Source organism: Pantoea sp. LS15, from assembly GCF_012241585.1.
Lineage (GTDB): Bacteria > Pseudomonadota > Gammaproteobacteria > Enterobacterales > Enterobacteriaceae > Enterobacter.
On the sequence record NZ_JAAVXA010000015.1, the window covers coordinates 1 to 26,279 of the forward strand.

At 53.2% G+C, this 26,279-nt stretch carries 24 protein-coding genes; 4 read left to right on the top strand and 20 right to left on the bottom strand.

Annotation, left to right across the window (positions count from 1 at the left end):
• Window positions 1–206: 206 nt before the first annotated feature.
• The 3 genes from flhE to flhB are packed head-to-tail and all read right to left on the bottom strand — an operon-like array spanning window position 207 to window position 3,818.
• Window positions 207–599: a flagellar protein FlhE gene (gene flhE, locus HED65_RS18500; protein WP_114979672.1), complete on the bottom strand. Its 393-nt coding sequence runs from the start codon at window positions 597–599 to the stop codon at window positions 207–209.
• Window positions 599–2,677, bottom strand: coding sequence for a flagellar biosynthesis protein FlhA (gene flhA, locus HED65_RS18505; protein ID WP_114979673.1), 2,079 nt, complete (start codon window positions 2,675–2,677; stop codon window positions 599–601). The genes flhE and flhA overlap by 1 nt, the downstream gene beginning before the upstream one ends.
• Window positions 2,670–3,818, bottom strand: coding sequence for a flagellar biosynthesis protein FlhB (gene flhB, locus HED65_RS18510; protein ID WP_114979674.1), 1,149 nt, complete (start codon window positions 3,816–3,818; stop codon window positions 2,670–2,672). The genes flhA and flhB overlap by 8 nt, the downstream gene beginning before the upstream one ends.
• Before the next feature lie 233 nt (window positions 3,819–4,051).
• On the opposite strand from flhB, the gene HED65_RS18515 reads away from it, so the two are divergent.
• Both HED65_RS18515 and HED65_RS22545 read left to right on the top strand, forming a co-directional pair.
• Window positions 4,052–5,500, top strand: a complete 1,449-nt coding sequence (locus HED65_RS18515; protein ID WP_114979675.1) for a deoxyguanosinetriphosphate triphosphohydrolase family protein — start codon at window positions 4,052–4,054, stop codon at window positions 5,498–5,500.
• Window positions 5,463–6,215 carry a hypothetical protein gene (locus tag HED65_RS22545; protein ID WP_189338753.1) on the top strand — a complete coding sequence of 251 codons (753 nt, stop codon included), beginning with the start codon at window positions 5,463–5,465 and terminating at the stop codon, window positions 6,213–6,215. Before HED65_RS18515 ends, HED65_RS22545 begins: the two co-directional genes overlap by 38 nt.
• Before the next feature lie 40 nt (window positions 6,216–6,255).
• On the opposite strand, the gene cheZ is transcribed toward HED65_RS22545, so the two are convergent.
• The 11 genes from cheZ to HED65_RS18575 form a co-directional block, all read right to left on the bottom strand.
• Window positions 6,256–6,900, bottom strand: a complete 645-nt coding sequence (gene cheZ / locus HED65_RS18525; RefSeq protein ID WP_008500432.1) for a protein phosphatase CheZ — start codon at window positions 6,898–6,900, stop codon at window positions 6,256–6,258.
• A gap of 10 nt (window positions 6,901–6,910) precedes the next feature.
• A complete protein-coding gene (cheY, locus tag HED65_RS18530) occupies window positions 6,911–7,300 on the bottom strand; it encodes a chemotaxis response regulator CheY (RefSeq protein ID WP_000763862.1) in 390 nt (129 codons plus the stop codon).
• 17 nt (window positions 7,301–7,317) lie between these two features.
• On the bottom strand, window positions 7,318–8,367 hold the full coding sequence (locus HED65_RS18535; RefSeq protein ID WP_014884341.1) for a protein-glutamate methylesterase/protein-glutamine glutaminase: 1,050 nt from the start codon (window positions 8,365–8,367) through the stop codon (window positions 7,318–7,320).
• Complete coding sequence (gene cheR / locus HED65_RS18540) at window positions 8,364–9,230, bottom strand: protein-glutamate O-methyltransferase CheR (protein ID WP_028018614.1); 867 nt, start codon at window positions 9,228–9,230, stop codon at window positions 8,364–8,366. Before cheR ends, HED65_RS18535 begins: the two co-directional genes overlap by 4 nt.
• A gap of 19 nt (window positions 9,231–9,249) precedes the next feature.
• The gene (gene tap / locus HED65_RS18545) at window positions 9,250–10,851 is read right to left on the bottom strand and encodes a methyl-accepting chemotaxis protein IV (RefSeq protein ID WP_114979676.1); all 1,602 of its coding nucleotides are present in this window, start codon (window positions 10,849–10,851) and stop codon (window positions 9,250–9,252) included.
• 44 nt (window positions 10,852–10,895) lie between these two features.
• Window positions 10,896–12,563, bottom strand: a complete 1,668-nt coding sequence (tar, locus tag HED65_RS18550) for a methyl-accepting chemotaxis protein II (RefSeq protein ID WP_114979677.1) — start codon at window positions 12,561–12,563, stop codon at window positions 10,896–10,898.
• A gap of 84 nt (window positions 12,564–12,647) precedes the next feature.
• On the bottom strand, window positions 12,648–13,613 hold the full coding sequence (locus HED65_RS18555) for a Csu type fimbrial protein (RefSeq protein ID WP_114979678.1): 966 nt from the start codon (window positions 13,611–13,613) through the stop codon (window positions 12,648–12,650).
• Window positions 13,610–15,994 (bottom strand): fimbria/pilus outer membrane usher protein, encoded by a 2,385-nt coding sequence (locus HED65_RS18560; protein WP_114979679.1) that lies wholly within the window; start codon window positions 15,992–15,994, stop codon window positions 13,610–13,612. The genes HED65_RS18555 and HED65_RS18560 overlap by 4 nt, the downstream gene beginning before the upstream one ends.
• Window positions 15,970–16,728, bottom strand: coding sequence for a fimbrial biogenesis chaperone (locus HED65_RS18565; RefSeq protein ID WP_114979680.1), 759 nt, complete (start codon window positions 16,726–16,728; stop codon window positions 15,970–15,972). Before HED65_RS18565 ends, HED65_RS18560 begins: the two co-directional genes overlap by 25 nt.
• Window positions 16,729–16,744: 16 nt before the next feature.
• Window positions 16,745–17,293, bottom strand: coding sequence for a Csu type fimbrial protein (locus HED65_RS18570; protein ID WP_114979681.1), 549 nt, complete (start codon window positions 17,291–17,293; stop codon window positions 16,745–16,747).
• A gap of 13 nt (window positions 17,294–17,306) precedes the next feature.
• A complete protein-coding gene (locus HED65_RS18575) occupies window positions 17,307–17,879 on the bottom strand; it encodes a Csu type fimbrial protein (protein WP_114979682.1) in 573 nt (190 codons plus the stop codon).
• Between the two features lie 426 nt (window positions 17,880–18,305).
• On the opposite strand from HED65_RS18575, the gene HED65_RS18580 reads away from it, so the two are divergent.
• On the top strand, window positions 18,306–19,571 hold the full coding sequence (locus tag HED65_RS18580) for a dicarboxylate/amino acid:cation symporter (protein ID WP_114979683.1): 1,266 nt from the start codon (window positions 18,306–18,308) through the stop codon (window positions 19,569–19,571).
• Window positions 19,572–19,616: 45 nt separating this feature from the next.
• On the opposite strand, the gene cheW is transcribed toward HED65_RS18580, so the two are convergent.
• The 6 genes from cheW to flhD form a co-directional block, all read right to left on the bottom strand.
• Window positions 19,617–20,120 (bottom strand): chemotaxis protein CheW, encoded by a 504-nt coding sequence (gene cheW, locus HED65_RS18585; protein WP_008500420.1) that lies wholly within the window; start codon window positions 20,118–20,120, stop codon window positions 19,617–19,619.
• A gap of 19 nt (window positions 20,121–20,139) precedes the next feature.
• The gene (gene cheA / locus HED65_RS18590; protein WP_114979684.1) at window positions 20,140–22,170 is read right to left on the bottom strand and encodes a chemotaxis protein CheA; all 2,031 of its coding nucleotides are present in this window, start codon (window positions 22,168–22,170) and stop codon (window positions 20,140–20,142) included.
• Between the two features lie 4 nt (window positions 22,171–22,174).
• The gene (gene motB / locus HED65_RS18595; RefSeq protein ID WP_028018604.1) at window positions 22,175–23,104 is read right to left on the bottom strand and encodes a flagellar motor protein MotB; all 930 of its coding nucleotides are present in this window, start codon (window positions 23,102–23,104) and stop codon (window positions 22,175–22,177) included.
• On the bottom strand, window positions 23,101–23,988 hold the full coding sequence (gene motA, locus HED65_RS18600; protein WP_008500417.1) for a flagellar motor stator protein MotA: 888 nt from the start codon (window positions 23,986–23,988) through the stop codon (window positions 23,101–23,103). The genes motB and motA overlap by 4 nt, the downstream gene beginning before the upstream one ends.
• A gap of 123 nt (window positions 23,989–24,111) precedes the next feature.
• The gene (flhC, locus tag HED65_RS18605) at window positions 24,112–24,690 is read right to left on the bottom strand and encodes a flagellar transcriptional regulator FlhC (protein ID WP_010432486.1); all 579 of its coding nucleotides are present in this window, start codon (window positions 24,688–24,690) and stop codon (window positions 24,112–24,114) included.
• 2 nt (window positions 24,691–24,692) lie between these two features.
• Window positions 24,693–25,043, bottom strand: a complete 351-nt coding sequence (gene flhD, locus HED65_RS18610) for a flagellar transcriptional regulator FlhD (RefSeq protein WP_023312264.1) — start codon at window positions 25,041–25,043, stop codon at window positions 24,693–24,695.
• 795 nt (window positions 25,044–25,838) lie between these two features.
• Between flhD and uspC the strand changes: the two genes are divergently transcribed.
• Entirely contained in the window at window positions 25,839–26,267 is a 429-nt protein-coding gene (uspC, locus tag HED65_RS18615) for a universal stress protein UspC (RefSeq protein ID WP_114979685.1), read from the top strand.
• Window positions 26,268–26,279 lie beyond the last annotated feature (12 nt).

A 26,279-nucleotide genomic window follows, 5' to 3' on the forward strand; every position in this document is an offset into this window, starting at 1 on the left:
AAGCTCTTTTCGTCCCCCATTGGGACCCCCTTTTGATTTCTTGTTTCTCTCTTGCAGTTGCCAGACCGCAAGTTGTTTTAACAAATCAAAAGGGGTTTTTATAACTGGCTTAAAGCTGAAAGCTTTCCGGAACCCCCAGCCTAGCTGGGGGTTTTCTGTGCACAAAAAGAAACCCGGCAATCGCCGGGTTTCTTTTTTAAGCGCCGTTAACGGTAGTTAACGATGACAGCATTACTCTGAACTTTCAGCGCCGGGATCAAACGCCCTCCACCCGGCACTTCCCAGATAAAACGCAAAGGTTCGATGGCCGGCACGCCATTAAATGCCTGTGTGGTGCCATTCTCTCCGTCGATTTCCGTACAGCGAGTCTGAGAGCAGAGGCGTACCTGCAACCCTGCTGGTGTTGGGCCAATCAATCTGTAGTTCCACACCACAAGTCCCATCAGGCCGGAAACCGGCTCAGAGGGCGACAACGGGTTTGATGACATGGCGACCCCACGATTGCTGAGGGTCACACCCATGCTGCTCGCCTGCCAGGTCCCTTCCCCGGCAGCCTGCGCCACCAGCGGGAAGAAGAAGATCCATAACCACTTACGCATTATTTTCCTCCAATCGTCGCCGTCATACGGATATGGCGGTTATCCGACAGCTCCATATTCGACAGCACGACCAGCTGGCTCAGGCTACGACGCAGGAAGCGTGACAGCAGCGGACGCAGCGCATGGTTAACCAGCAGCACCGGCGGCGCCCCCAGCATCTCCTGACGCGCCAGCGCCTCCTGCGTTTGCGCCAGCAGACGGTCCGCCAGACCCGGTTCCAGCCCGCCACCACCCTGCAAGGCCTGCAGCAGCAGACGTTCAAGCGGCGTATCGAGACCAATAACCTGCACTTCTCCGGTTCCAGGGAACCACTGCTGGGTGATTGCCCGTCCCAGCGCCACGCGCACCACCGCCGTCAGCTCATGCGGATCATTTTGTAACGGCGCATGCTCGGCAAGGGTTTCCAGAATTGTACGCATATCGCGGATCGGTACTTTCTCGTCGAGCAGGTTTTGCAGCACCTTATGCAGCGTGGTTAAGGTCAGCACGCCCGGCACCAGATCTTCCGTCAACTTCGGCATTTCCTGCGTGACACGGTCCAGCAGTTGCTGCGCTTCCTGACGGCCAAACAGCTCTGCCGAGAATTGGCCAATCAGGTGATTAAGATGCGTTGCCACCACGGTACTGGCTTCAACAACTGTATAACCCTGGATTTGCGCCTGCTCTTTCAGCGCGCTTTCAATCCAGATAGCGGCCAGACCAAAGGCTGGATCGATAGTTTGCTCGCCTGGCAATGTACCTGCGGCAGTCCCCGGGTTAATCGCCAGCCAACGGCCTGGATAGGCATCACCACTGCCAATTTCCACGCCTTTCATCAGAATACGATAGCGCGCGGGTGGGAGATCCATGTTATCCCGAATGTGAACAACTGGCGGCAGGAAGCCCATATCCTGGGCGAATTTTTTACGGATACTGCGGATGCGGCCAAGCAGTTCGCCATCCTGCTGGAAATCGACCATCGGGATCAGGCGATATCCGACTTCCATTCCCAGCGAATCTTCCAGTTGAACATCGTTCCAGGTCGCTTCGACGGCCTGGTTATTCTCCGGCATTTTGACCGGAACCGGTTCCGCTGCCGGTTTGGTTTCACGACCACGCATCCACCAGGCAAGACCCAGCAGTGCCGCCGTAAACAGCAGGAAAACGAGGTTTGGCATACCCGGCACCAGACCGAGCAACCCCAGTACCGCAGCGGCCAACAACATTACGCGCGGGTTACTGAAGAGCTGGCCAACCATCTGCTCGCCAACGTCTTGATCGGTACTCACGCGGGTCACAATCACGCCCGCCGCTGTGGAGATAACCAGCGCCGGGATCTGTGCGACCAGGCCGTCACCAATGGTCAGCAGTGTATAGCTTTCCGCCGCGTGGCCCATGTCCATACCATGTTGCAGAACACCGACCAGCAGGCCGCCGACCACGTTAATCACCATAATCAGAATGCCCGCAATGGCGTCACCGCGCACAAACTTACTCGCACCGTCCATGGAGCCGTAGAAGTCTGCTTCCTGCGTCACTTCCGCACGGCGTTTTTTCGCTTCATCTTCCGCGATAAGTCCGGCGTTCAGGTCGGCATCAATCGCCATCTGCTTACCTGGCATCCCGTCCAGCACAAAACGCGCGCCCACTTCGGCGATACGTCCGGCACCTTTAGTGATAACCATAAAGTTGATGATAACGAGGATCACGAACACCACGATACCGATGGCGAAATTACCGCCGACCAGGAAGTGGCCGAAGGCCTCAACGACTTTACCCGCCGCAGCCGCACCCGTATGACCTTCCATCAGAATGATACGCGTGGAGGCCACGTTCAGCGCCAGTCGCAGTAAGGTGGTAAACAGCAGAATGGTCGGGAACGCCGCGAACTCAAGGGTACGCTGGGTGAACATCGCCACCAGCAGCACCATGATGGACAACGCAATGTTGAATGTGAAAAGCAAATCGAGGATGAATGCCGGGAGCGGCAGTACCATCATCGACAGAATTAGCAGGATGAGAATCGGCCCGGCAAGGATCTGCCATTGGGTCGATTTCAGGTTGCCGGGCAGGCGCAACATTGCCACCAGATTAGCCATCAGTGTCCTTCTCGTTCAAAAAATCCAGCGCTTCAGGCACCGGAAGGTTCTCAGGTTTCACAGGTCGTTGTCCGCCAGCCAGACGCCAGCGCTTCAACTGCCATACCCAGGCCAACACTTCCGCCACGGCGGCGTAGAGTTGTCCGGGGATCTGTTGTCCAATTTCCGCATGGCGGTATAAGGCACGCGCCAGCGGAGGGGCTTCCAGGATAGGTACGCGGTGTTCAGTACCTACCTCACGGATGCGAAGTGCTATCAGACCCGCCCCTTTCGCCACCACTTTCGGTGCACTCATTTTGTTTTCGTCATAGCGCAGCGCAACGGAATAGTGTGTCGGGTTGGTGACGATCACATCGGCTTTTGGCACATCTTCCATCATGCGTCGACGGGCAGCGGCGCGCTGCATCTGGCGGATACGCCCTTTGACATGCGGGTCACCTTCCATCTGTTTGTATTCGTCACGGATATCCTGGCGTGACATGCGCAGTTTCTTGAAGTGGGTATAAAGCTGGAAAATCACGTCAAAACCCACCATCGGGATAATGCTGAGCACCACCAGCAGCGCACAGAGCCCGACCAGGTTCAGCGCATTGCTCATTGCGGTGAGGGGGGATTCGCTGATAAGACGCATCATTTCCGGCCAGTGGTACCAGAGGTAAAACCCCGCTGAACTCCCCATCAGTACCGATTTGAGAATGGCTTTGAGCAACTCCGCCCCGGTCTGCGCAGAGAACATTTTCGCAATGCCCGGCAACGGATTCAGTTTGGAAAATTTCGGCTGCAGCGATTTGGCACTAAAGACCAGACCACCCAGCATCACCGGAGAAACCAGCGCGACCAGCACAACCCCTGTAATCAGCGGCAGCAGCGCAACCATCGCCCCTTTTATTAGCTGGATAATCTGGCTGAGGATCAGATTCGGGTCATTGACCATGCTGTGGTCAAAACGTAAGCCAGTAGATAACATTCCCGCCAGCTTACGGGCGAGCGACTCCCCACCCCACCAGATAATGCACACCCCTACGATAAGGATCAGCAGGGAAGTCAGTTCTCGGGATCGGGGGATCTGCCCTTCCTCACGCGCCTTTTCTAGTCGGTGGGGTGTGGGGGCTTCCGTTTTGTCGTCGTTCTCTTCTGCCACAGTGCATGTCCAGCCCATTACGTCACGGGTATCATGCCTAAGATTCACTGTATCAATCGCGTAATTAAACCAACAAAAAGGGTTGAATTACTCCCTTAACAATAACAACGCTCCCCCTCCTCTCGTTTGTTGCGTAGCGTGTTCCAGTTCTGACAAATTCATATCGAGCCTTCTGGTACCAGTTATTTCAATTTGCTAGGTTGGCTGAACTGCCTCAATAAAAAGGATGTTTTATGGAATGGTGTAAGTTATTAAACAGTGGAAGACGCAAAGATAAAGAGAAAAATCCGGAATTGGAGCCTTCAGTTCTCTCTGCCGGGAGACAAGAAATTGAACGAGATTTTGACCGTTTGCTCTTTGCAGCACCAACACGTCGATTAGCTGATAAAACGCAGGTTTTTCCACTAGATCTTAATGACAGTGTACGTACACGATTAACCCACTCCCACGAAGTGGCAAATTTTGCCCGAGGAATTGGGATGCGCCTCGCCTTTGAAATGAAAGAAGAGATCTTCGGTACACATTGCGACCACCTCGTACTTGAAAGAGATGTTCCTGCTCTGCTGGCAACAATCGGTCTCGCGCACGATCTTGGTAATCCCCCTTTTGGACATCAGGGCGAGGCAGCCATGGCTGCTTGGTTCAGCCGAAATCTAGAGCCTGTAGTTAAGTATGATTTCGACGAAGAAAGTCGCTCTATATTCAATGACTTCATGAAATTTGATGGCAATTCTCAGACGTTACGTCTTGTGACGAGACTTCAAATCATCAATGACAATTATGGTTTAAATCTTACATATGCGTCACTTGCAGCAATGATCAAATACCCTCAGTCTTCCTATACCCAAAATAAGAAATGGAGTAAACACGGGTATCTGTTTTCTGAAGAACACGTCGTTCATGAAATCTGGGAAGAGACAGGGCTTACAGAAGGAGTTAGGCATCCCTTTACCTACCTGATGGAAGCTTGCGATGACGTTGCTTACTCCATTCTTGATGCTGAAGACACTATAAAAAAAGGTTTGGCCTCCTATCAGGATTTAATCAGTTTTCTGACCAACTGGAGAAATGGGACAGATCAAACAATTCAGGAACTGGTAAAGAGAGTGCAGAACAAAAATCAGGAATGGGACTATCGGAAACAGGATCTTTCCCCTGCAGAAATCAATGATATGAGTATGCAGATGTTTCGCGTACACGGCACAAACGTACTCATAACGAGTATTGTTGAAGCTTTTCGACAGCGTCATAAAGAACTTTGCCAAACTGATTGTAGTATCAAAGATCTTATTAGCATCAGTACTGGCCATGAACTCTGTTCAGCTTTGAAAAAATTCGATAAAACCCGTGGCTATCGTCACCGCACGGTTCTTGAACTCGAACTGAAAGGATCGAATTACATTCAGGGGCTAATGGATATGCTATGGCTAGGCATTAAAGGCCGCAAAAGTGGCGGAAAGAGCTGGGATACCCCCTTCGGCCGTTATGCTTATGGTCGTATATCAGAAAACTATCGACGTGTTTTTGAAGACCCGGAAAATGACTTGCCGCCTCTTTATAAAGAAGCCCAGCTCCTGGCGGATGCCATTTCAGGCATGACAGACAGTTATTTGATACGTCTTCACGATGAGCTAAAATCGCTTTATGAATATGAAAGTCGTATCCAGCCATCAACGCCTTAAGCTCAGAATCGAAGATTTTTTCGACATTAGCGAAGAGCGAAAGCAAGCCAGGGCACTCATTGATGCCCTGGCCGAGCGATCTCATGCGTGGATTTTTGGCGGAATGATTCGGGACATCGGACTTTTTGGGCGTGGTGGATTCACCTCAGATATCGATCTTGTTATCGACCTGTCGCGAGACGATCTGATTAACGTTCTGAAAACACTGAGCATCGATCGTTTCAGTGTGAATAAGCTCGGAGGGATCCGCTTTCATTATAAAAGCCTGGATTTTGATATCTGGAGCATCAGCGATACCTGGGCATTTAAGAACCGAATTGTTGAGTTTAAAGATACCTCGAGCCTGCTGAATACAACACTTATGTCATGGGATTCCGTTCTTTACGATGTAAAGAATAAACATGTCATTAGTCCTGAAAACTATCTCCATGATTTACATCATCGTCGGCTTGAACTCGTCCTTCAGAAAACACCAAACGAAGTCGGTTCCGTTATTAAGATCCTGCGCACGATTTACAACAAGCGAGTCCAGATTATCGGTCCCCAGCTTTCCATTTTTCTCTTGCAGGCACTACAAGAACACAGTTACGACCAGCTAAGGCAGTATGAATACTGTAGCTATCGCTCATCATCGTTTAACGATGATGACCTGCAGCGCCTAAAAGAGAATATCTGTCATTCCGAAACCGGATTTGATATCAAAATTTGTCTTTAAAACAGTAAAGACACCACCTCCTTGAGGTGGTGTCTTTATATCAGAAGCCGAGGCTGTCGAGCAGATCGTCCACCTGGTCCTGGCTTGCTACCACGCCCGCTTTGCTGGCGTCGAGCTGTGGACCATTGAGCAGGCTTTCGTTCTCGCGTTTTGGGCGGGCTGCAGGTTCTGGAATGTTCTCCAGCAGCACCATCAGCAACTGACGTTCAATCTCCTGGATAACATCCATCATGCGCTTGATAACCTGACCGGTCAGGTCCTGGAAATCCTGCGCCATCATGATGTCCAGCAGTTGTGCGTTGGTGAAGCTGGTATGGCCGGGAACATCCCCCAGGAACTGACGGGTATCGGTAACCAGCTCACGGGCGTCCGCCAGCTCGATTGGATTCTCAAACCACTCATCCCAGCGTTTTGTCAGCGCTTTCGCGCCCTTTTCCATCGCGTCCTGGTGCGGTTGTGACGCTTCAACGCTGTTCAGCGCACGTTCAGCCGCCTGAGCAGTCATCTGCACGACATAGTCCAGGCGATCACGCGCATCAGGAATGGCTTCCGCCGCTTCGGCAATCGCCTGATCCAGCCCCAGTTCACGCAGGCTGTCACGCAGCATGCGTGTCAGGCTACCGATGCGAACGATGATATCGCTCGGCGAGTGTTCTTCAACGGGTTTCATAGCAGGTTGCATCATGACCAACACCTCACATGCCGAGTTTCTCGAAGATCTTACCGAGCTTCTCTTCCAGGGTCGCTGCGGTGAATGGTTTCACCACGTAGCCGCTTGCGCCCGCCTGTGCAGCGGCAATGATGTTCTCTTTTTTCGCTTCTGCAGTAACCATCAGAACCGGCAGAGACGCCATGCCCGCATCTGCACGAATGGTTTTCAGCAGTTCCAGACCATCCATGTTTGGCATGTTCCAGTCGGAGATAACAAAACCAAACCCACCCGCCTGCAGTTTGTTCAGCGCATCAACACCATCTTCTGCTTCTTCAACGTTGTTGAAGCCCAGCTCCTTCAGCAGGTTGCGTACAATGCGACGCATGGTGGAAAAGTCATCCACAACCAAAAACTTAAGCTCTTTATCCGCCATCTAATTCTACTCCTGAGTCAAATACGTATTGCCTGTCCGGCACTGATTTTCGCCAACATCTGCTGGCTTACCTGGCTAAGATCGACCACTTCGCTCACGCCACCCATATTGATGGCCTCGCGCGGCATGCCGAACACCACACAACTTGCTTCATTCTGCGCAATCGTCCAGGCGCCAGCCTGGTGCATTGCAAGCATTCCGGCGGCACCATCGTTGCCCATCCCCGTCAGGATCACCCCAACGGCGTTGCGCCCCGCATGTTTCGCCACCGAATGAAACAGCACATCCACCGACGGACGGTGCCGGTTGACCGGCGGCCCGTCATGAATTTTGATTTGATAGTTGGCGCCACTACGCGCCAGCTCCATATGCTTGTCACCCGGTGCAATATAGGCATGCCCCGGGAGTACGCGTTCGCCGTCTTCCGCCTCTTTCACGCTGATCTGACACAGTTTGTTCAGACGTTCAGCGAACGAGCGGGTAAAGCCAGGCGGCATATGTTGAGTGATCAGAATACCCGGACTTGAAAGCGGCAATGGCTGGAGTACATGACGAATTGCCTCTGTTCCCCCGGTTGACGCCCCAATCACCAGCAGTTTTTCCGAGCTGAGTAATGGACCCGCCTTCAACGTTGCCGGTGCAGCCATCGGTTTGTGAGCGGCGAGTTTCGCGCGCGACGCCGTACGGATCTTCTCCGCGATCATCTCGCTGTAAGCCAGCATTCCTTCACGAATGCCGAGCTGCGGTTTGGTGACAAAATCCACCGCCCCCAACTCCAGCGCGCGCAGTGTGATTTCCGATCCTTTTCCCGTCAGGGAGGAGACCATCACCACTGGCATCGGACGCAGTCGCATTAACTTTTCCAGGAAATCTATGCCATCCATGCGCGGCATCTCGACATCCAGCGTTAGCACGTCGGGGTTATATTTTTTAATTAAATCCCGCGCTACCAGCGGATCCGGCGCTGTTGCCACCATCTCCATGTCGCTGTGGCTATTGATGATTTCAGTCATGATCTGGCGCATCAGCGCCGAATCATCGACAGACAATACCCTGATTTTACTCATGCTTTTTCCTTACTCAGCGCATATACCGTTTGCCCACGCAGGCTAAACTCACGCACGAGGTTGCTGAAGTTTTCCGAGTGCCCGGCAAACAGTAAACCGTCAGGCTTGAGCAACGGAACAAACCGACGCAGAATGTCCTGTTGCGTCGTTTTATCAAAATAGATCATGACGTTACGGCAAAAAATAGCGTCAAAAGGTCCCGGCACGTTGTACTGCTTATCCAGCAGGTTAACGGGCGCAAATTCGACGCAGTTCGCCAGCTCCTGGCGTACGCGTACCAGGCCTTCATGTGGACCCGTTCCACGCATGAAATAACGCTGCAGCTGCTGCGGCGACAGCGTTTTCAGTTCATCCTGGCGATAAACACCGTTACGCGCCTTCTCCAGTACCTCGGTGTCGATATCACTGGCGTAGACTTTCCAGCGTCCGGGTGCCATGCCCAGAGTATCGGCAAGAGTGATCGCCAGCGAGTACGGCTCCTCCCCCGTCGAGGCGGCCGCACTCCAGACGCGATACTCCCCGGTGCGGCGACGCGCGTGCTCTGCCAGGACCGGGAAGTGGTGCGCTTCACGGAAAAATGCCGTCAGGTTCGTGGTTAATGAGTTAATAAAAGCCTGCCACTCGGCGCTGTTCTGGTTCGCTTCGAGCATGCTCAGATAGCGACCAAAGTCATCCAGCCCCAGCGTACGCAAGCGCCGCACCAGACGGTTGTAGACCATGTCTCGCTTATGATCCGCAAGCACGATCCCTGCACGCTGGTAGATTAACTGACATATCCGACGAAAATGCGCGTCGGACAGCGCGAGGCGCTGTGTCATCTGCAACAATAATGACGTTTGCCCGGAGGGCATTGGTGATGTCATAGCGCCTTCTTAATTACATTCAGGATACAACTGGCACGGCCTGCGACCGCCCGACTTCTGTTACTGCTTCAACGTGCTCTTTCACATTAAATACCGCGACCAACCCGGTGAGATGATCCGCCTGGCTCGCCAGTTGATCGGTTGCTGCTGCCGCTTCCTCAACTAACGAGGCGTTCTGTTGCGTGACCTGATCCATCTGACTGACTGCCTGAGCGACCTGCTCAATCCCGCGACGCTGTTCGTCCGACGCAGAGGCAATTTCGCCCATGATGTCGTTCACCCGCGTGACAGAGGTGACGATCTCGTGCATGGTTTTTGCCGCCGTATCGACCAGCGTCGAGCCCTGCTGGACGCGTGAAACCGACTCTTCAATCAGCACCTTAATCTCTTTCGCCGCGTTGGCACTGCGGCTCGCCAGGTTACGCACTTCACCCGCCACTACCGCAAAACCACGCCCCTGTTCACCGGCGCGCGCCGCTTCGACAGCGGCATTGAGCGCCAGAATGTTGGTCTGGAACGCGATACCGTCAATCACACTGATGATGTCACCAATTTTCTGCGAACTGGTGGCAATCTCCTGCATGGTGCTCGCAACATGAGAGGCCTGATCCCCACCCTTTTTCGCCGTCATTGCCGCCTGTTTCGACAGGTCAGACGCCTGACGCGCGTTATCGGCGTTCTGACTTACCGTCGCAGTCAGTTGTTCCATACTCGCTGCCGTTTGCGCCAACGAGGCCGCCTGTTGCTCGGTACGGGACGAGAGATCGTTATTGCCTGCCGCTATCTCTGAAATCCCGGTGTGCATGGCATAACTGCCCTGACGCACATCGGATACCGTTTCCCGCAACGATCCCTGCATTGCCTTCAGGCTGGCAAAGATCGCCGAAATTTCGTTCTTGCCATAAACCGCCACCGGACGCGCCAGATTCCCCTTCGCAATACTGTCGAAGTGGCTGCTAATGATCGCCAGCGGCTGCACAATCATCCTGCGCGACCAGAGCAGTGCCCCGCCGGTCAGCAGCGCCGCCAGAATCACCACCACGGCAAAAATCACGCCGGACATGTGGTAGCTCATTCGGCTGTCTTCCCCTGCGCGTTGGACAAACTGGTTAATATCCTGCTGCCACGCATTGAAGCTGCCATCAAACGCCGCCTGAGACGCCTGAACCGGTGCGGTCATAAAATCTGACAGCTGGTTGTTCTCAAGCCAGGTTGCCTGATGGTCCAGATCGCTGTACCACTGTTCAAAGTTCTTTTTCATGGCAGCCTTTAGCGTTTTCTCTTTCTCGCTAACGGCTTCCTGCGCCGTAAAGGCTTTAAATTGCCCGTCTGCCTGTTTCAGACTGTCACGCGCGGTCGCCATCAGCGCTTTGATGTCATCCGGCGGATAACTCAGCGCGGTTAAGGTTCCCGCTTTGTTCAGCGCAGTGCTTGCCTGCAACAGCACGGCACGCGTTTGTGCCAGTGCGGAGCGCTGCTGATTACTCGCCTCAACTTCCTGCAAATTCTGATAGCCATCGCGAAACGCCCAAAAAGACAACCCGTTACTGCCAACCTGCAACACACCGCAAAGGATCAGAATCAAAAACAGTGTGGTCGAGATACGAATACGATTTAACATCCACGCTCCCATCAAGCGGCAAGCAGCCGCGGTTTAATTGTCAGTCAAAATGTTTCCCAGTTTTCATCTTGTCCGGTCGTCGCAGCACGGGTACGGGTTGCCGCTGATTCTGCAGCGGGCACACGATAGGTGGCTTGCGGGGTGACCGTGTTTCCAGCGAGTGAAGCGAGACGAAACGCCGAGACGGCCATCTTCAGACGGCTCGCCTGGTCTTCCAGAGCAGCGGCCGCCGCAGCGGACTCCTGCACCAGCGCGGCGTTTTGTTGTGTCACGCGATCCATTTCCGATACCGCCAGAGCAACCTGGTCGATACCACGACTCTGCTCATCAGATGCAGAGGCGATTTCACCCATGATGTCCGTTACGCGAGTAACAGCATTCACGATGTCATTCATGGTTTCCCCGGCACTTTCTACCAGCACGGAGCCGGTATCCACGCGGGAAACGGAATCTTCAATCAACGCTTTGATCTCTTTCGCCGCGTTGGCACTGCGACTGGCGAGGTTACGTACTTCACCCGCGACCACGGCAAACCCACGTCCCTGCTCGCCCGCACGTGCCGCTTCCACGGCGGCGTTCAGCGCAAGGATGTTAGTCTGGAAAGCAATGCCATCGATGACGCTAATGATGTCGGCGATTTTCTTCGAGCTGTCGGCAATTTCGTGCATGGTTTTCACCACGCCATCCACCACGCGACCACCACGTTGCGCCGTCTCAGAGGCACTTTCAGCCAGTTGAGAGGCCTGACGGGCGTTATCGGCGTTCTGCTTCACGGTCGCAGTAAGTTGTTCCATGCTGGCGGCCGTCTCTTCCAGAGCAGATGCCTGCTCTTCAGTACGGGAAGAGAGATCGTTATTACCCAGCGCAATTTCGCTGGTGCCGGTATAGATGGCTTCTGATCCATTACGTACGTTGGCGACAGTCTCGATCAACGAACGCTGCATATGGTCGACGCTGTTGGCCAGTTCGGTTATCTCATTGCGCCCGGTTACGGTCAGCGTTTTGGTCAGGTCACCACCGGCAATTTCACGGATATGACCAATGACACGACCAAGAGGATTAAGCAGGATATGGCGAATGCCATACCATACCGCCACCAGCACAATGACCAGTGCCAGTGCCATTACGGCCATCTGCCATTTCGCAAAGCGGTAATCATTCTGACTTTCAGTAAAGGCCGAGTGATACAGATCGCTACTGACCTTCGCATATTCCCCCAGCGCCGCACCGAGTGCGTTTTGCATCCCTTGCGTTGGCTGTGCGAAATAGGCGTCCATGTTGCCGCTTTCCAGGAACTGAATCAGTTCCGTCAGACCGGCATTGTAGGCGTTGTATTTTTCGTCGACGTTCTGGCTCACCTGCTCCATGGCAGGTTGCGGGGTGATCTTTTTGAAGGCGTCGTAATGTTTTGCGGCGTCAGCGAGAGTAGCACGGGCATTTTTCAACAGATCGGTTTTCGCGCTGCTCTGCTGATTATTCGGATCCATCATCATGCGCGCGGACGAGCGGCTCAGGTTGATACGCGTTTGCAGCATCAGATCCCACGTCGACGTGAGTTCACTCTGCTGCAGGCGGAGATCGTTCGAGGCCGCGAAACTGTCCTGGTTCTGTTTTAATGACGAGAAAAAAAGCCCGCCGGAGATGAGCTGAAGAAGTGCGAAAATGACCAGCACCATCATAAGCATTGTGACAACGCGGATACGGTTCAACATACAACACCTTCTCATAGATTTATTAACGGTGTTATCGGCACTGCCCACAGGAACTTTACATTTGAGAAAGGGAAAAGCGTGGGGTTAAAACGCCACGTCGACAATCAGCGTATCGGTGTAGGTTCCGGCGGGGGGCGTGGCCTGATTTGTCAGGACTTTCGCGGTGTAGTTGTAGGTGCGCAGTAAACCATCGGTACTGACCTGGGACGATACCGCACTGGACCAGCGCTCGCTGCCGCTTCCTCCCCAACGGTTACTGGTGGCTTCTTTATAAATGTCGTAGCTCATAAAGTTGCTGCCATTCACCATGCGCCGCACATTGTTCAGCGCATTAGCACCGTTATTAATGCCGATGGTATACGTACTTCCTTTGGTGCAGGTGACGGCAATCGCCTGCAATACAGTGGGGAAACTTTGTACCAGCGGCGCGCTGTTAAAGTTGACGTCCGGCGTGGTCATGGCGCTGCAGTCATTGGTGACGGTCATATCCAACGTGATGCTGGTTCCTTTCGTTCCGGTTTGCAGTCCCGATAAACACGCGTTGAGCACGCCCACCGAGCAGACTCTATAGGTGATATCGAAGTTTAGCGTCACCTGATAAGGACCAGCGGTCACATTTTGCCCCGGGACCGTCCGGAAATAGAGAGGGATATTGTATTGTTTGCCGCCGATCAGATTTAACAAGGTACTGCTGTCCCAGGTATAGGTTTTACTGGTTTGCACTTCGCTGTTGTTAGCGCAGCCCGACTGCCCGCACAGGCGCGTCGGGATCACATCCGTAATGGCCGCGTTGTCGGTACGCTTCATGGTCGCACGACCATTTGCCGAAACAGTCGCTGAGACAAAATTTAGCGTGATGGTGTCCCCGGTCAGCAAGTTCACCAGCGCATCGCAGTCTACGACCAGCGTACCGGTGGTTGCCACTTCGCCAGAACCACTCAGCGCGAATGAGGTCACACTCCCAAACGCGGCATTGACCGTGCTGACCCGACAGTCAGCCCAACTGCCGCTGGTCGCCAGCAGCAGAAGCAGGAATAGCAGGTGCTTCACTGTCCCTCCCGACAAACCAGAGGACCGTAGGTTTGCAGTTTGTGTTGTGGATTGGCACCCACCGTCAGCGTGACCGAGCAGTGCTTTCCGTCAGGTGTGATAACGTCGAGCAGGTTCACATCACTGAGATTTTCCAGCCAGGCGATCCCGTCATATCCCACCACCGCATTGCTACGCGAGGCGCGTCGAACCTGGCTTCCCACCGGAATCGCCTCTCCCTGCGCATCATGCAGAATAACGCTGGCCACCCGCTCCTGCTCCATTGGGAAATCTACCAGATAGCCGCTATGGCGACGGATCGCAACCCGGCGTTCGGTCTCTTTCAGCCGGGTATCCGCAGGCAAATTCAGCGTATCAATCCGATAGCTTGCCGGATAATACGCCGACACGCCGCTGACCAGCAGATAACCGTTGTTATTGGTTTTACCGACGGGCTGGTTCTCATAACTGACGGGGACATCCGAGTGACCATCGGTACTGATGACCACAAACGCATCGTTGATTTTGTTGGCCGCAAACAACTCTCCGTCCATCAGAACAATCGCCCCCATCGCCTCCCCCCACCATGTCATGGTGTCCTTTTCACCATAACCGCCTCCCTGCAGCTCAATGTTGTTATTGCGCCAGCCCAGCGTTCCTTGCTGATAGTCACTGGCTTTCGACTGGTTAGCCCATGCCATGTTCCAGCTAAACCCGCCGTCGGAAGGCATGGCGTGGTTATAGTTGATGCGCTGCGTGCTGCCTGCGTCCGGGGTGTTTTCGAAAGTGACGGCGGTACTGTCACGCGCCCCCAGCGGCACCTGCAGCGACAGCGCCACCGTCCAGTCTCCCCGTTGCTGGTCCCGACTTGCTGCCAGATAAATACTGCTCGCGCCCCACAGGTTGCGGCTCCAGGAGAAATTGAGCAGTTCGGTTTTTTGACTGTCGAAACTCTCTACACCGATCCAGGCTGCACCAATATTGCCGTACTGCCCCAGGTTAAAGGTCAGAGAATACTGATCCGTATTACGACTAAAACTGGCGATGGGTTTGTCATTTTCGTCGTAGACCGTCGGCTGATCGTAAAGGGCCAGATTACTAAAGCCGCGATCGCGCCGCGTATGCTGGGTCGCCACGCTAAACTCACTGGTGCTGTACTGGTAACCCCAGTTGATTTGCCCGCCCGTGTCACCGCGCATGCGGCTGTGCGAGTAAGAGGTATTCACCACGCCAAACTGGCCGAGTTTTATCACCGTCCCCGCCCCGCCCAGCGCCAGCTCTTGCGCCCCTTCCGCATGCCCCTCCAGCGTGAGCCAGTCGGTCAAACCATAGCGATATGAGCCACTGCCTGCGGCAGGACCGTAGTCAAAATTCCTGATGCCATAATTACGCCGCAGGCTGCCCAGCGTCACAGCCCCGTCGCTCAGGCCTTGTTTTAACAAATCACTGGTGACATAAAACGGTAGCGTGGTACTCACCTGACGCCCCAGTGCATCAGTGGTGACCAGCACCGCATCCCCTGCACCGTTGATATAGGGCAGATTAGTCAGCGTAAATGGCCCCGGCTGGAGCTGAGTGGAGCCGGAGCGATAGCCATTGATAAAGAGATCAACCGAGGTGGGTACTGCGGCTTCTCCCGAAAATTCTGGCAATGGCCATGTCACCAGATCCGGACGCAAGGAGAAATCCCTTCCGAAACTTATCCCGCCCATGCGCACGCTGGTACTCCAGCTCAGAGCGTCGCTGATCACATCCCCGACACTCCAGGAAATTGCCTCATCCTCATTCGTGAACAGTAGAGTGGTGTCATAGCGGACATACCCTTCCTGCTGATCATTATTCCCGGCGAAATTTTCCCGGGCGTAACCGGTAGAAGAAAACGAGCCGTTCTCGTTAAAGTAGCGGAATTCATGCCAGAGTGACGCCTGACCACCGAAGTGCTCCGTGTGGTTGGTGTAGAGATCATAATTAAGCAGTGCCCCACGCCCGAAGTGCGGTTTGCTCTGCGCCGTTTGTGTGCTGAACGGCGTCACACGGGTCGTGACCCAGTCGCGGGGAACGGTCAGCAACAGCCGTTGCGCAGCGCTGTCATACTCCACCCGAACCTGAGAAAGCGAGGAGAGATTAACCTCTCCGGTTGGCACATGCTCAGGGGGAAGTCCTGCGCGTAGCAAATCGGCGCTGGAGATAAAGAAAGCGCCTTTACGTTGCGTTACAGGCACCACCAGACCGGTATCGTAGTGGTTCAGCACGAGGTCAAGCTGGAAGACGGCCTCATCATTGATCACCTGTGCCTGAGGAGGCGGCGGTAAACTGTCGTCGCCGGGTTCAGCCCAGGAGGTGGTGCTGACGCAAAGCAGTATCATCATCGCCGGTTTCAGTTGACGGGCGTCGACTGCCATTGAGCGTCCCTGGCATTAATTTGCGCACTCATCCGGTCAGGCTGACGAACCCCGGCGGGTATTGGCCAACTGCGGGTGCTGCCGGGGAGAACGTAACCCAGTAATCCCTCCGCCACGGTGCGTTTTTGTCCTCCCTGATCCAGCGTCACCTGGCTGAGCCTGACATGGACATCACCCTGATTACGGACTTCCAGGGCAGGATGCCCGGCTTCCTGCGTCACGCGCCAACTCAGGTTTCGGGTCTCTGCCAGCGCATGATGCGCCCCCTCTTTTATTGTCGGGATCCCCTGCCCATAGACAAACAAAGGGATGGAATAGCGCATCTGTAATTTGAGGCCGATAGCAGGCTCAGCGTTGGCATCGGGCTGGGGAATTTCATCCACAATTATGCGGTAGGCTTGTTCAATACCAGCTGGCACGGTGCCCTGCTTAATAAGACGAATGAGCTGTTTGTTACCTTTTTCAATGGTGACAATTGGCGGGCTGGCGACCACGTCCTGCTGCGCGGAATAGCGCTCGTACCCACCCTCCTGCTTCCAGCGCATAATCCGTACCTGCATCGTTGTTGCACTGTTCCCCTGGTTCTGGATCCACAATTCGGTGGCTTTGGCATCCGCTGAAAGCCATGGATCAATGGGCCATAGCAGAATGGTGGCTGCCGCCTGCGCCTGGCCGGTTACCGCAGCCATACCCAACACGCCCGCCAGACATACCGGTCTGAAAAATGGCTTCATCAACACTCTCCCTTTATTACCATGACAAGGTCACGGTGAGCTGATCGGAATACGTTCCTGCCGGGCTAACCCCGCTCAGTAGCGCCACGCCAAATAGCGGCAGCGCGATGTTATTGCTGTTGGTATACGTCACCGGTATGGCCTGGTTGACCCCAATTTCACTGTTTGCTGCCAGTGAACTGCTGCTGTATAGCCGGTATCCCACCATTTCCGTTCCGCCTGAGCGTTTCATACGGCGAACAGATGAGTAATTCTGTCCACCATTAATGCTCATGCTCAGCGTGACACCCGGTGTGCAGGCAATTGACAAGGCACCGTTGGGTACAAAACTGGTGCTGACCTGCGCGCTTTCCACACCGGTATGGGTGCCAAAATCCAGCGTACCGAGAAGCCCTCCACTCCCCGTGGCCACCGCACATCCAGGTACAATGGTCGCGCTGACCTTAAATGACTGCGATGTCACCGCACCCGCTATGGGTACCATCAGCAACCCGAAGGTGAGCGCGATAAAAAGTTGCACATATCCCTCTGCGCATCTGCGCAGACTTATAAAGGATGCTCTCATGGCGATGCAGGTACTAATAGGTAACGCTGACGTTTATCGTATCGGTGTAGGTTCCCGGAACGACCGTCACGCTGTTACCGCCGCCGGTAATGCGCCCGTAGAGGGTGTAACTGTCTACCCCTCCTGCTGTGGACGTGATCGGCAACGCGGTGTTATTGGTAATCTCGGTGTTGAATCCGCTGTCAGTGTAGAGGCTGTAAGCGACACCCTGCGCCGTGTTGGAGGTATTAATCAGATAGCGAGCAGGCGTCCCCGGCGTACCTACAACAGTACCCGGTGCAGTGGAGTTAGTATTACCGGTAATCGCCACCGTATAGCTGGCCGTCGTGCATTGAATAGTGAAGGTGTTGCCGCCGCTGGCGCCGGTCAACTGCGTGGTCAGAGTGGAAAACGTGGCGGGATGGGTACCGAAATCCAGTGTCCCGAAATTAATGCCATTTTGCGTGGGTGAGCCATTTATCAGACAACCGTTTGTCAGCGTCAGCGTTGCACCGACGGTACCACTGCTGGTGACGGCCAGTGCCTGATGGGCTGTTGTCGCAACCAGTAAAGTGCCTGTGCAGATCAAAAGGAGTTTTCTGTTCATTTACCACCCTCCAGAAGACGTCTTCGTTCCCTCGCAACATTTTATTTTGTTGTTCAAGATGTTATCCCCGCTTAGTGTTCCTCTGGGGGTTACTGAGAATTTAGTTTATGGTTATCGCTTCTACCACCTGCTCCACGACGCATAAGCCATATGTCTTATTGACGAAAATTTTTCCTACATAACAATTAGTTAAATACAAACCATCAGAGATTTTATTTTTTCCGGAGAGAATATATCCGCCATAATGTGATCTCGATCACGATATATCGTCAGCGAGTTAACAACAAAATTAATAAAACTTAAAAAGGAGTTGTATCCCCCCCCGCTTTGCGTCAATTTATGTGCCGAATAATTTCCGGCGTCGTATTAAAAAATTTATATATATCGACGCGGGCTACATCTAAAGCGCATAGAGGGTCTTTTTTCGTGGCAAGTGCAAACAAACTCACACTCTTCATCGTGATTTTCATGCTGGCGGGTATTCTTTCTGGGGCAGCAATTCATGAGTACGCATCTGCGGATGCTATCAAAGCCTGGTCGGATAACATTACCCTTCTGACCGATATCTTCCTTCGCCTGATCAAAATGGTGATTGCACCTTTGGTCTTCAGCACGTTAACCGTCGGTATTATGAAACTGGGTGAAACCTCCACCATTGGTCGCGTTGGCGGCAAAGCGATGGTGTGGTTTATCAGCTCATCCGTGCTGTCCATTCTGGTGGGGCTGTTTATCGTCACACTTGAGCATCCGGGAAGCGGTTTAAACCTGACGATCCCAACCGAGGCGGTCGATACCGGTCTGGCCGTTGGGGGCATGACATTGAAAGCCTTCCTGTCGCACACCATTCCAACCAGTATCGCTGGGGCGATGTCGAACAATGAGATCCTGCAGATTGTGGTGTTCTCAATGTTCTTTGGTATTGGCGGCGCGTCGCTGGGACAGAAATTCAACGCACCTCTGGTAGCTGCGCTGGATGTGGTTTCCCATATCATGCTTAAGGTGACGGGTTACGTGATGTACGTTGCGCCACTGGCCATTTTCGCGGCGATTTCATCCGTTATTGCCACTCAGGGTCTGGGTATTCTGCTGAACTATGCGTCCTTTATTGGCGGATACTATGTGGCGATCCTTCTCACCTGTATGGTGCTGCTGGCCGTAGGTTACATGGTGTTGAAAAAAGAGGTGTTTCGCCTGGTCAGTATGCTGAAAGACCCGGTACTGGTGGCGTTTACCACCAGCAGCTCTGAAGCGGCCTATCCAAAAACGCTGGAACAGCTGGAGCGTTTTGGTTGCTCGCGCAACATCGCCTCTTTCGTGCTGCCGATTGGCTACTCCTTCAACCTGGTGGGTTCGATGGTGTACTGCTCTTTCGCCTCAATGTTTATCGCCCAGGCGTACAACATTCACCTGAGCTTCTCTGAAGTAACGGTTCTGATGCTGACCCTGATGCTCGCCTCAAAAGGCATTGCAGGCGTACCGCGTTCATCGCTGGTCGTTCTGGCGGCAACCATTCCAAGCTTCAATATTCCGGTGGCCGGTATTCTGCTGCTGATGGGGATTGATCACTTCCTGGATATGGGTCGTTCTGCGATTAACGTTCTGGGGAATGGTATCGCGACCGCGATGCTGTCGCAGAATGAAGGGGTGCGGGAAGCGGAAGCCGAAGCTGAGCTGGTAAAACAGGAAGCATAAGGGTATGAAAAAGCCGGGTAAGCGTCAGCGCCACCCGGCTTTGTTTTACGCTACGTGACTCGCGGCGATATCCAGCAGAGCCATCTCATCGCTGTTCAGCAGCTTCTCAATGTTCACCAGAATCAGCATTCGCTCGCCGAGCGCGCCCAGACCGGTCAGGTATTCCGTAGACAGCGTGACCGCAAACTCCGGAGCAGGACGGATTTGGTCAGAGGTCAGGGAAAGCACATCAGACACACCATCCACCACAATGCCCACTACGCGCTGCCCCAGGTTCAGAACAATCACCACGGTGTTGTCGTTGTAGTCAACGTCGCCCTGGCTGAACTTCACGCGCAGGTCAACGATTGGCACAATCACACCACGCAGGTTGGTGACACCTTTAATAAAAGCAGGCGTGTTAGCGATGCGGGTAACCTGGTCGTAACCACGGATTTCCTGCACTTTCAGAATGTCGATACCGTACTCTTCGTCACCTAAAGTGAAAACCAGGAATTCCTGCCCTGATGGCTCGCCCGCCAGTTTCGTTACATTACTCATACCGGTCATGTTATTACCTTCTACTTAATCAGGCGGCTGTGTACGCCACACGTTGTTCACGATTTAATCCCTGAAGCGCCGACACATCGACGATCAGTGCCACACTACCATCACCCAGAATGGTCGCGGCAGAAATACCCGGCACCTTGCGGTAGTTGCTTTCGAGGTTTTTCACCACCACCTGGTGTTGGCCAATCAGCTGATCAACCAGCAGCGCGTAGCGGCGGCCTGCACTTTGCAGGATCACAACGATACCCTGCGTGGCCTCTGTCTTCGCACCGTCCACTTCAAACACTTTCCACAGTTCCACCAACGGCAGATACTCACCGCGCACTTCGAGAACACGCTCGCCACCCGCCAGCGGATGCAGATCCTCCTCACGCGGTTGCAGCGATTCCATCACGGCGTTCAGCGGCAGAATAAACACTTCGTCTGCCACTTTGACTGACATACCGTCCAGAATTGCCAGCGTCAGTGGCAGCAGGATGCGAATGGTGGTGCCAGAGCCCTGCTTAGACTGGATCTCAACGTGGCCGCCCATCTCCTGGATGTTACGTTTCACCACGTCCATGCCCACACCGCGCCCGGAAACGTCGGTCACTTGTTCCGCAGTCGAGAAGCCTGGCGCAAAGATCAACATGCCCACTTCTTCGTCGGTCATGTTTTCATTGACCGCCATCCCCTGCGAAATCGCTTTTGCCAGGATGCGCTCACGGTTAAGGCCCGCACCGTCATCGGTCACTTCGATGCAGATGTTCCCACCCTGATGCTCTGCAGAGAGGATCAGGTTTCCGACAGGAGATTTCCCGGCGGCAATACGGTTTTCAGGCAGCTCAATACCATGGTCGAGACTGTTACGCACCAGGTGCGTTAACGGGTCAATGATGCGCTCGATCAGACTCTTATCGAGTTCTGTTGAGCTGCCCATCAGGGTCAGTTCAATCTGTTTATTCAGTTTGCTGGCCAGGTCGCGAACCAGACGCGGGAAGCGGCTGAAGACGTATTCCATCGGCATCATACGGATGGACATGACCGATTCCTGCAGATCGCGGGCATTACGCTGTAATTGCCCCATGCTGGTGATCAGATCGCCGTGCGTCACCGGGTCCAGTTCGTTCGAACGTTGTGCCAGCATTGACTGAGTGATAACCAGTTCACCCACCAGGTTAATCAACTGATCAACCTTCTCAACAGCCACACGGATGCTGGTGGACTCACTGGAACGCGCAGCCGGTTTTTCACCACGGCCTGGTGCCGCAGCCTCTTTTGGCACGGCTTTCAGCGCCGGAGCCGCAGGCACAACAGCCGGAGCTGCAGCCTGAGCAACAACAGCGACCTCTTCTGCTTCTGCTGGGGTTTCGACAACGGCGGTTTCGGTTTCGAAGGCAATCTGATCGGCTTCAATGACGAAGCACAACACCGCCACGATATCGTCCTGGCCAATACCGTCATCAAGTGTCGCAGCAAGGCTGTCTTTACCTTTTACTACGTTGCTTAACTTCGCCAGGTTACCCAGCTCTTCTTCCAGCAGGTTAACTTCATTTTCTTTGAGGCGTGACAGCACAACGCGCAGTTTGCCCGCTTGTGCAGCGGCTGGCGCGGCCTCTTCAGCAGCATCGACAACGCTCAGTTTTGCGGCCGGAACAACGGCTGCGGCCACCTCACCTTTTGCTTCCAGCGCGAGCTGGCGCAGCGCATTGCAGATGTATTCAAAGCTGGCGGCATCAGGCTCTGCCGAGCTTTTATAGGCGTCGAGCTGTTCCTGCATAATATCTTTGGTTTCCAAAAACAGGTTGATAATATCGGTATTGAGCTGCATCTCACCGCGTCGTGCTTCATCAAGCAGGTTTTCCATCAAATGGGTCGTTTCCTGCAGGATGGTAAATCCAAACGTTCCGGCTCCGCCTTTAATGGAGTGCGCCGCACGGAAGATGGCATTGAGCTGCTCAGAGTCCGGTGCTTCAGGCACCAAATCGAGCAAGTGTTGCTCCATATCGGCCAACAACTCGTCGGCTTCATCAAAGAATGTCTGGTAAAAATCGCTAATATCCATGCTCACGCTATCACCTCGGATTGGCTGGTGGCGATGTTGGAACGGCAGCCGAAGGAACGGCCCCAGGCTGTTTTAAATCGTCCAGTGACTCATTCTGACTTTCGGCGTTTTCATGCAGGATGGCCTGCTCCGCCTGCTGGTTCAGCACTAAAAGACTGATACGACGGTTGATGGCGTCATCCGGCCCGCGGTCAGAGACACGCATGGTTGCTGCCATACCGACCACACGCAGTACCTTGCCATCATCAAGCCCACCGGCCACCAGCTCGCGACGCGAGGCGTTGGCACGATCGGCAGAAAGCTCCCAGTTGCTGTATCCCTTCTCTCCACTGGCATACGGGAAATCATCCGTGTGTCCTGACAGGCTGATTCGGTTAGGAATGCCATTCAGCACCGGCGCAATGGCACGCAAAATATCGCGCATGTACGGTTCGACTTCCGCACTCCCGGTTTTAAACATTGGGCGGTTCTGGCTATCAATAATCTGGATACGCAGCCCTTCCTGTACCAGATCGATTTTCAGATGCGGACGCAGCGCGCGCAGTTTGGGATCCGCTTCAATCAGTTGATCAAGATCGCCACGCAGTTTCTTCAGACGCGCCTGCTCCATCTTTCTTTTCAGCTCGTCGATGTTCGGCTCTTTTTTCACCTCACCCTTCTGCTGGGTGTAATCATCGCCACCGCCCGGGATTGGGCTGTCGCTGTTAGAAATGCGCGGCCCACCGGCCACCGCCGTCGCCAGCGGCGTTCGGAAGTATTCAGCAATCTGGATCAGTTCTTTCGGGCTGGAGATGGAGATCAGCCACATCACCAGAAAGAACGCCATCATTGCAGTCATAAAGTCGGCGTACGCAATTTTCCACGAGCCATGTGCGCCATGCCCGCCGCCCTTATGCTTGCGTTTTTTTACGATGACGATCGGATGGGACTGGTTTTTCATGCGTCCTCAGTTGTCGTCTGTTGGTTTGGGTTTTTCACCGCGCGCACGTGTTCTTCAAGCTCGATAAACGACGGACGCTCACTGGAGTAAAGCGTTTTACGGCCAAATTCAACCGCGATCGGTGGCGCATAACCATTGAGGTTAGAGAGCAGCGTGATCTTCACGCACTGCATCATTTTAGTGGTTTCCGCGCTCTTCTGACGCAGGACGCTTGCCAGCGGAGAGATGAAGCCATACGCCAGCAAAATACCGAGGAAGGTACCCACCATCGCATGGGCGATCAGTGCGCCCAGCTCAGCGGCAGGACGATCCGCCGAGGCCAGGGCGTGAACAACACCCATGACCGCCGCGACGATACCAAACGCCGGAAGGGAGTCGCCCACCAGTGCCAGGCTGTTGGCAGGCACTTCGGATTCACTTTCGTGGGTTTCGATCTCTTCGTCCATCAGCGCTTCAATTTCGAAGGTGTTCATATTGCCGCTGATGATGAGTCGCAGGTAGTCAACGATGAAATCCAGCATCATGGCGTCGGCAAGAATACGTGGATAGCTGGCAAAAATTTCACTCTCTTTCGGGTTTTCAATATCCCGCTCAAGAGAGAACATGCCCTGTTGACGTGACTTCGCCATCAGGCGATAGAGCAGCGCCAGCAGATCCATATACATGCTTTTGGTGTATTTTGAGCGACGGAACAGCAATGGAATCGCTTTCAGCGTGCCCTTGATCGATTTACCGTTGTTACCAACGATAAAAGCCCCTACCCCTGCGCCGCCGATGATAATAAGTTCAGCCGGTTGATAGAGTGCTCCAAGGTGCCCGCCGGTCATCATGTAACCGCCGAAAACTGTACCGAGAACTACCAGGTAACCTAATAAGATAAGCACGACATCATCCTTCCGCTAGTGACTATGGCAAGGACGTTCAGTTCGCAGCGTTTACCGTTTGCGGGGTAAAAAAAAGCAGCGGTAATTGCTTACCGCTGCTGGAATCTTGCCCACACGTTCGGGTTAAACAGCTTGTTCGATCTGTTCATCCAGCAGTTGTGGAATAATATCGGCAGCATCCCGGGAAAGTTTACGTCTTTTTACTGCACGGGATGGAGGCTGACATAAACTACAGGCGAAGCTGCCTGCAGGCTGATGAGCATGGGTAATAAAATTGCCATCGCAGCAATTGCAGCGCGACAGCTCAAGCATTCCGCTTTCAACAAAACGCACCAGCGTCCATGCGCGGGTCAGCGCCAGCAGTGGACCATCTTCCTGCTGTGGGCATTGTTCAAGGTAAAGTTTGTACGCTTTGATCACAGCGTCAACGCCGCTACACAAACCGGTTTTGAGAAGATACTGCCAGGCATTACAGAACATGGAAGCGTGAATATTCTGCTCCCACGTCATAAACCAGTCGGTAGAAAACGGCAGCATGCCTTTCGGCGGGGGACTACCACGTAACTCTTTATACAGTTTGATGAGACGACCACGGCTCAACTGAGTCTCGCTTTCCAGCATTTGTAAACGAGCACCCAGTGTAATCAGCTCCATGGCCAACTGTATGTCACGCGCTTCCTGAACAATGCTTTTTTCGCTCATTGCTAGGCCCTTTTCTTACGGGCTGCGTCATCAGGCTGGCTGATTTCGTTAAGCAAGCGAGTGGAGAGAAGAATACCGGTATGGATCTGTTGAAGATCGTCAACACGGGATTCCTGCGTCAGACGCGTTATTGTCTGCGAATCATCGAAACGGAACTGGCAAACCAGTTGATTCGTTTCAGCCAGTTTAACCATCTGCGGGAGGGTTAAGCCCCCCAGCATGGTTGCCATTTCTTCGTTAATACCCAGACGAAACATCGCGGACGCCTTGTCCTGACTAATCAAACGCTGCGCGAGCAGTAAATACGACAAATTGATGTCATAGATATGTTTTAGCAACTCGGATGTATGCATTGTTCCCATCCCGAATAACCAACTATTATTTTTATGCGGAAAGACCGCACCCCGTGATGTCGCCGGGAAATCACCCGGTATAAAAAGAAAAGGCCAAATGCATAGTTGAATTTAGGTTTGTATTCATTTGAAACACGCAAGAGCAGAAACGCCGTTGCGTCTCTTACATGTTTTATCATTTCTTACAAATAACTAAGATTTTTCCTAATTCGACGCAAACTCTACTCGTCAGTTTTGATACATACAATGCAGCCTTCCTCAAATTTAAAAAAAATGTGATCCACGTCACATAATTTAAGTGAATATCACCCATAAATCCATCAGTATGACTTGTAATTTGCTCAACTATTGAACAATCAGTACTGTTTTGTATTCTTAATTGACGAATACTCATGCAGAAGGGTGATCCATACTGGCATACAACGTGCTTTTCCTGCCGTAAGCGGCGCGCGGAAACATTCACATCAATCTCATCTCTGAGAAACATTTTTCTTACCGTGAAAAAACATATAGTTATGCAGGTAGCACAAAAAAACTGTTTCAGCTCGCAATCATTAGAAATGGTTTTGTAACGTGGCAAAACGGTTTAACAACGAAAGCGGCCATTTGTGTGATTTACGTTAAGTTGTTAATTTTTTTCATTTAGACGCATTTTTCAGTTATTCTTCTTATAAGAATAATTAATGAATAATTATGATAAGCTTCACACTAATGTCGTATTCAGCTCTTGCAGAACCCGGTAATTCGCGGTAATGGTGAGTAGACGCAGTCTGTCAGACATCTAAGGAGTGCACCATGAGTTACTCCCATCTTCTTGTTTCTGTTGCAGTTTCACCCGAGAGTCATCAACTTGTCGCCCGGGCAGTTTCCATTGCCAGACCACATAATGCCCGCATCAGTCTCATCACCCTCGCGGCCGAACCCGAAATGTATAACCAACTGGCTGCCCCTATGCTTGAAGATATTCGAGAGGTACTTCAGGAAGAAACACAGCAATTTCTGCGGGAGCTGACTGAAAAGGCACAATATCCTGTTTACGAAACCGTTATTGCGACGGGGGAACTTAATGCACATATTCTCGACATGTGTCGTAAACAAAATATTGATTTAGTGATATGTGGGAACCATAACCACAGCTTTTTATCGCGCGCTGCCTGTGCAGCGAAATCTATTGTCGCTTCAAGCCAGGTTGATGTGCTGTTAGTGCCTCTTGGGGGAGGTTAATCCCCCAGTTGA

Bases quoted from the DNA above. Each gene is read 5' to 3' on its own strand.
- flhE (WP_114979672.1), bottom strand. From the start codon at position 599: ATGCGTAAGTGGTTATGGATCTTCTTCTTCCCGCTGGTGGCGCAGGCT.
- flhA (WP_114979673.1), bottom strand. From the start codon at position 2,677: ATGGCTAATCTGGTGGCAATGTTGCGCCTGCCCGGCAACCTGAAATCG.
- HED65_RS18515 (WP_114979675.1), top strand. From the start codon at position 4,052: ATGGAATGGTGTAAGTTATTAAACAGTGGAAGACGCAAAGATAAAGAG.
- HED65_RS22545 (WP_189338753.1), top strand. From the start codon at position 5,463: ATGAATATGAAAGTCGTATCCAGCCATCAACGCCTTAAGCTCAGAATC.
- cheZ (WP_008500432.1), bottom strand. From the start codon at position 6,900: ATGATGCAACCTGCTATGAAACCCGTTGAAGAACACTCGCCGAGCGAT.
- cheY (WP_000763862.1), bottom strand. From the start codon at position 7,300: ATGGCGGATAAAGAGCTTAAGTTTTTGGTTGTGGATGACTTTTCCACC.
- HED65_RS18535 (WP_014884341.1), bottom strand. From the start codon at position 8,367: ATGAGTAAAATCAGGGTATTGTCTGTCGATGATTCGGCGCTGATGCGC.
- cheR (WP_028018614.1), bottom strand. From the start codon at position 9,230: ATGACATCACCAATGCCCTCCGGGCAAACGTCATTATTGTTGCAGATG.
- tap (WP_114979676.1), bottom strand. From the start codon at position 10,851: ATGTTAAATCGTATTCGTATCTCGACCACACTGTTTTTGATTCTGATC.
- tar (WP_114979677.1), bottom strand. From the start codon at position 12,563: ATGTTGAACCGTATCCGCGTTGTCACAATGCTTATGATGGTGCTGGTC.
- HED65_RS18560 (WP_114979679.1), bottom strand. From the start codon at position 15,994: ATGGCAGTCGACGCCCGTCAACTGAAACCGGCGATGATGATACTGCTT.
- HED65_RS18565 (WP_114979680.1), bottom strand. From the start codon at position 16,728: ATGAAGCCATTTTTCAGACCGGTATGTCTGGCGGGCGTGTTGGGTATG.
- HED65_RS18570 (WP_114979681.1), bottom strand. From the start codon at position 17,293: ATGAGAGCATCCTTTATAAGTCTGCGCAGATGCGCAGAGGGATATGTG.
- HED65_RS18575 (WP_114979682.1), bottom strand. From the start codon at position 17,879: ATGAACAGAAAACTCCTTTTGATCTGCACAGGCACTTTACTGGTTGCG.
- cheW (WP_008500420.1), bottom strand. From the start codon at position 20,120: ATGACCGGTATGAGTAATGTAACGAAACTGGCGGGCGAGCCATCAGGG.
- motB (WP_028018604.1), bottom strand. From the start codon at position 23,104: ATGAAAAACCAGTCCCATCCGATCGTCATCGTAAAAAAACGCAAGCAT.
- flhC (WP_010432486.1), bottom strand. From the start codon at position 24,690: ATGAGCGAAAAAAGCATTGTTCAGGAAGCGCGTGACATACAGTTGGCC.
- flhD (WP_023312264.1), bottom strand. From the start codon at position 25,043: ATGCATACATCCGAGTTGCTAAAACATATCTATGACATCAATTTGTCG.
- uspC (WP_114979685.1), top strand. From the start codon at position 25,839: ATGAGTTACTCCCATCTTCTTGTTTCTGTTGCAGTTTCACCCGAGAGT.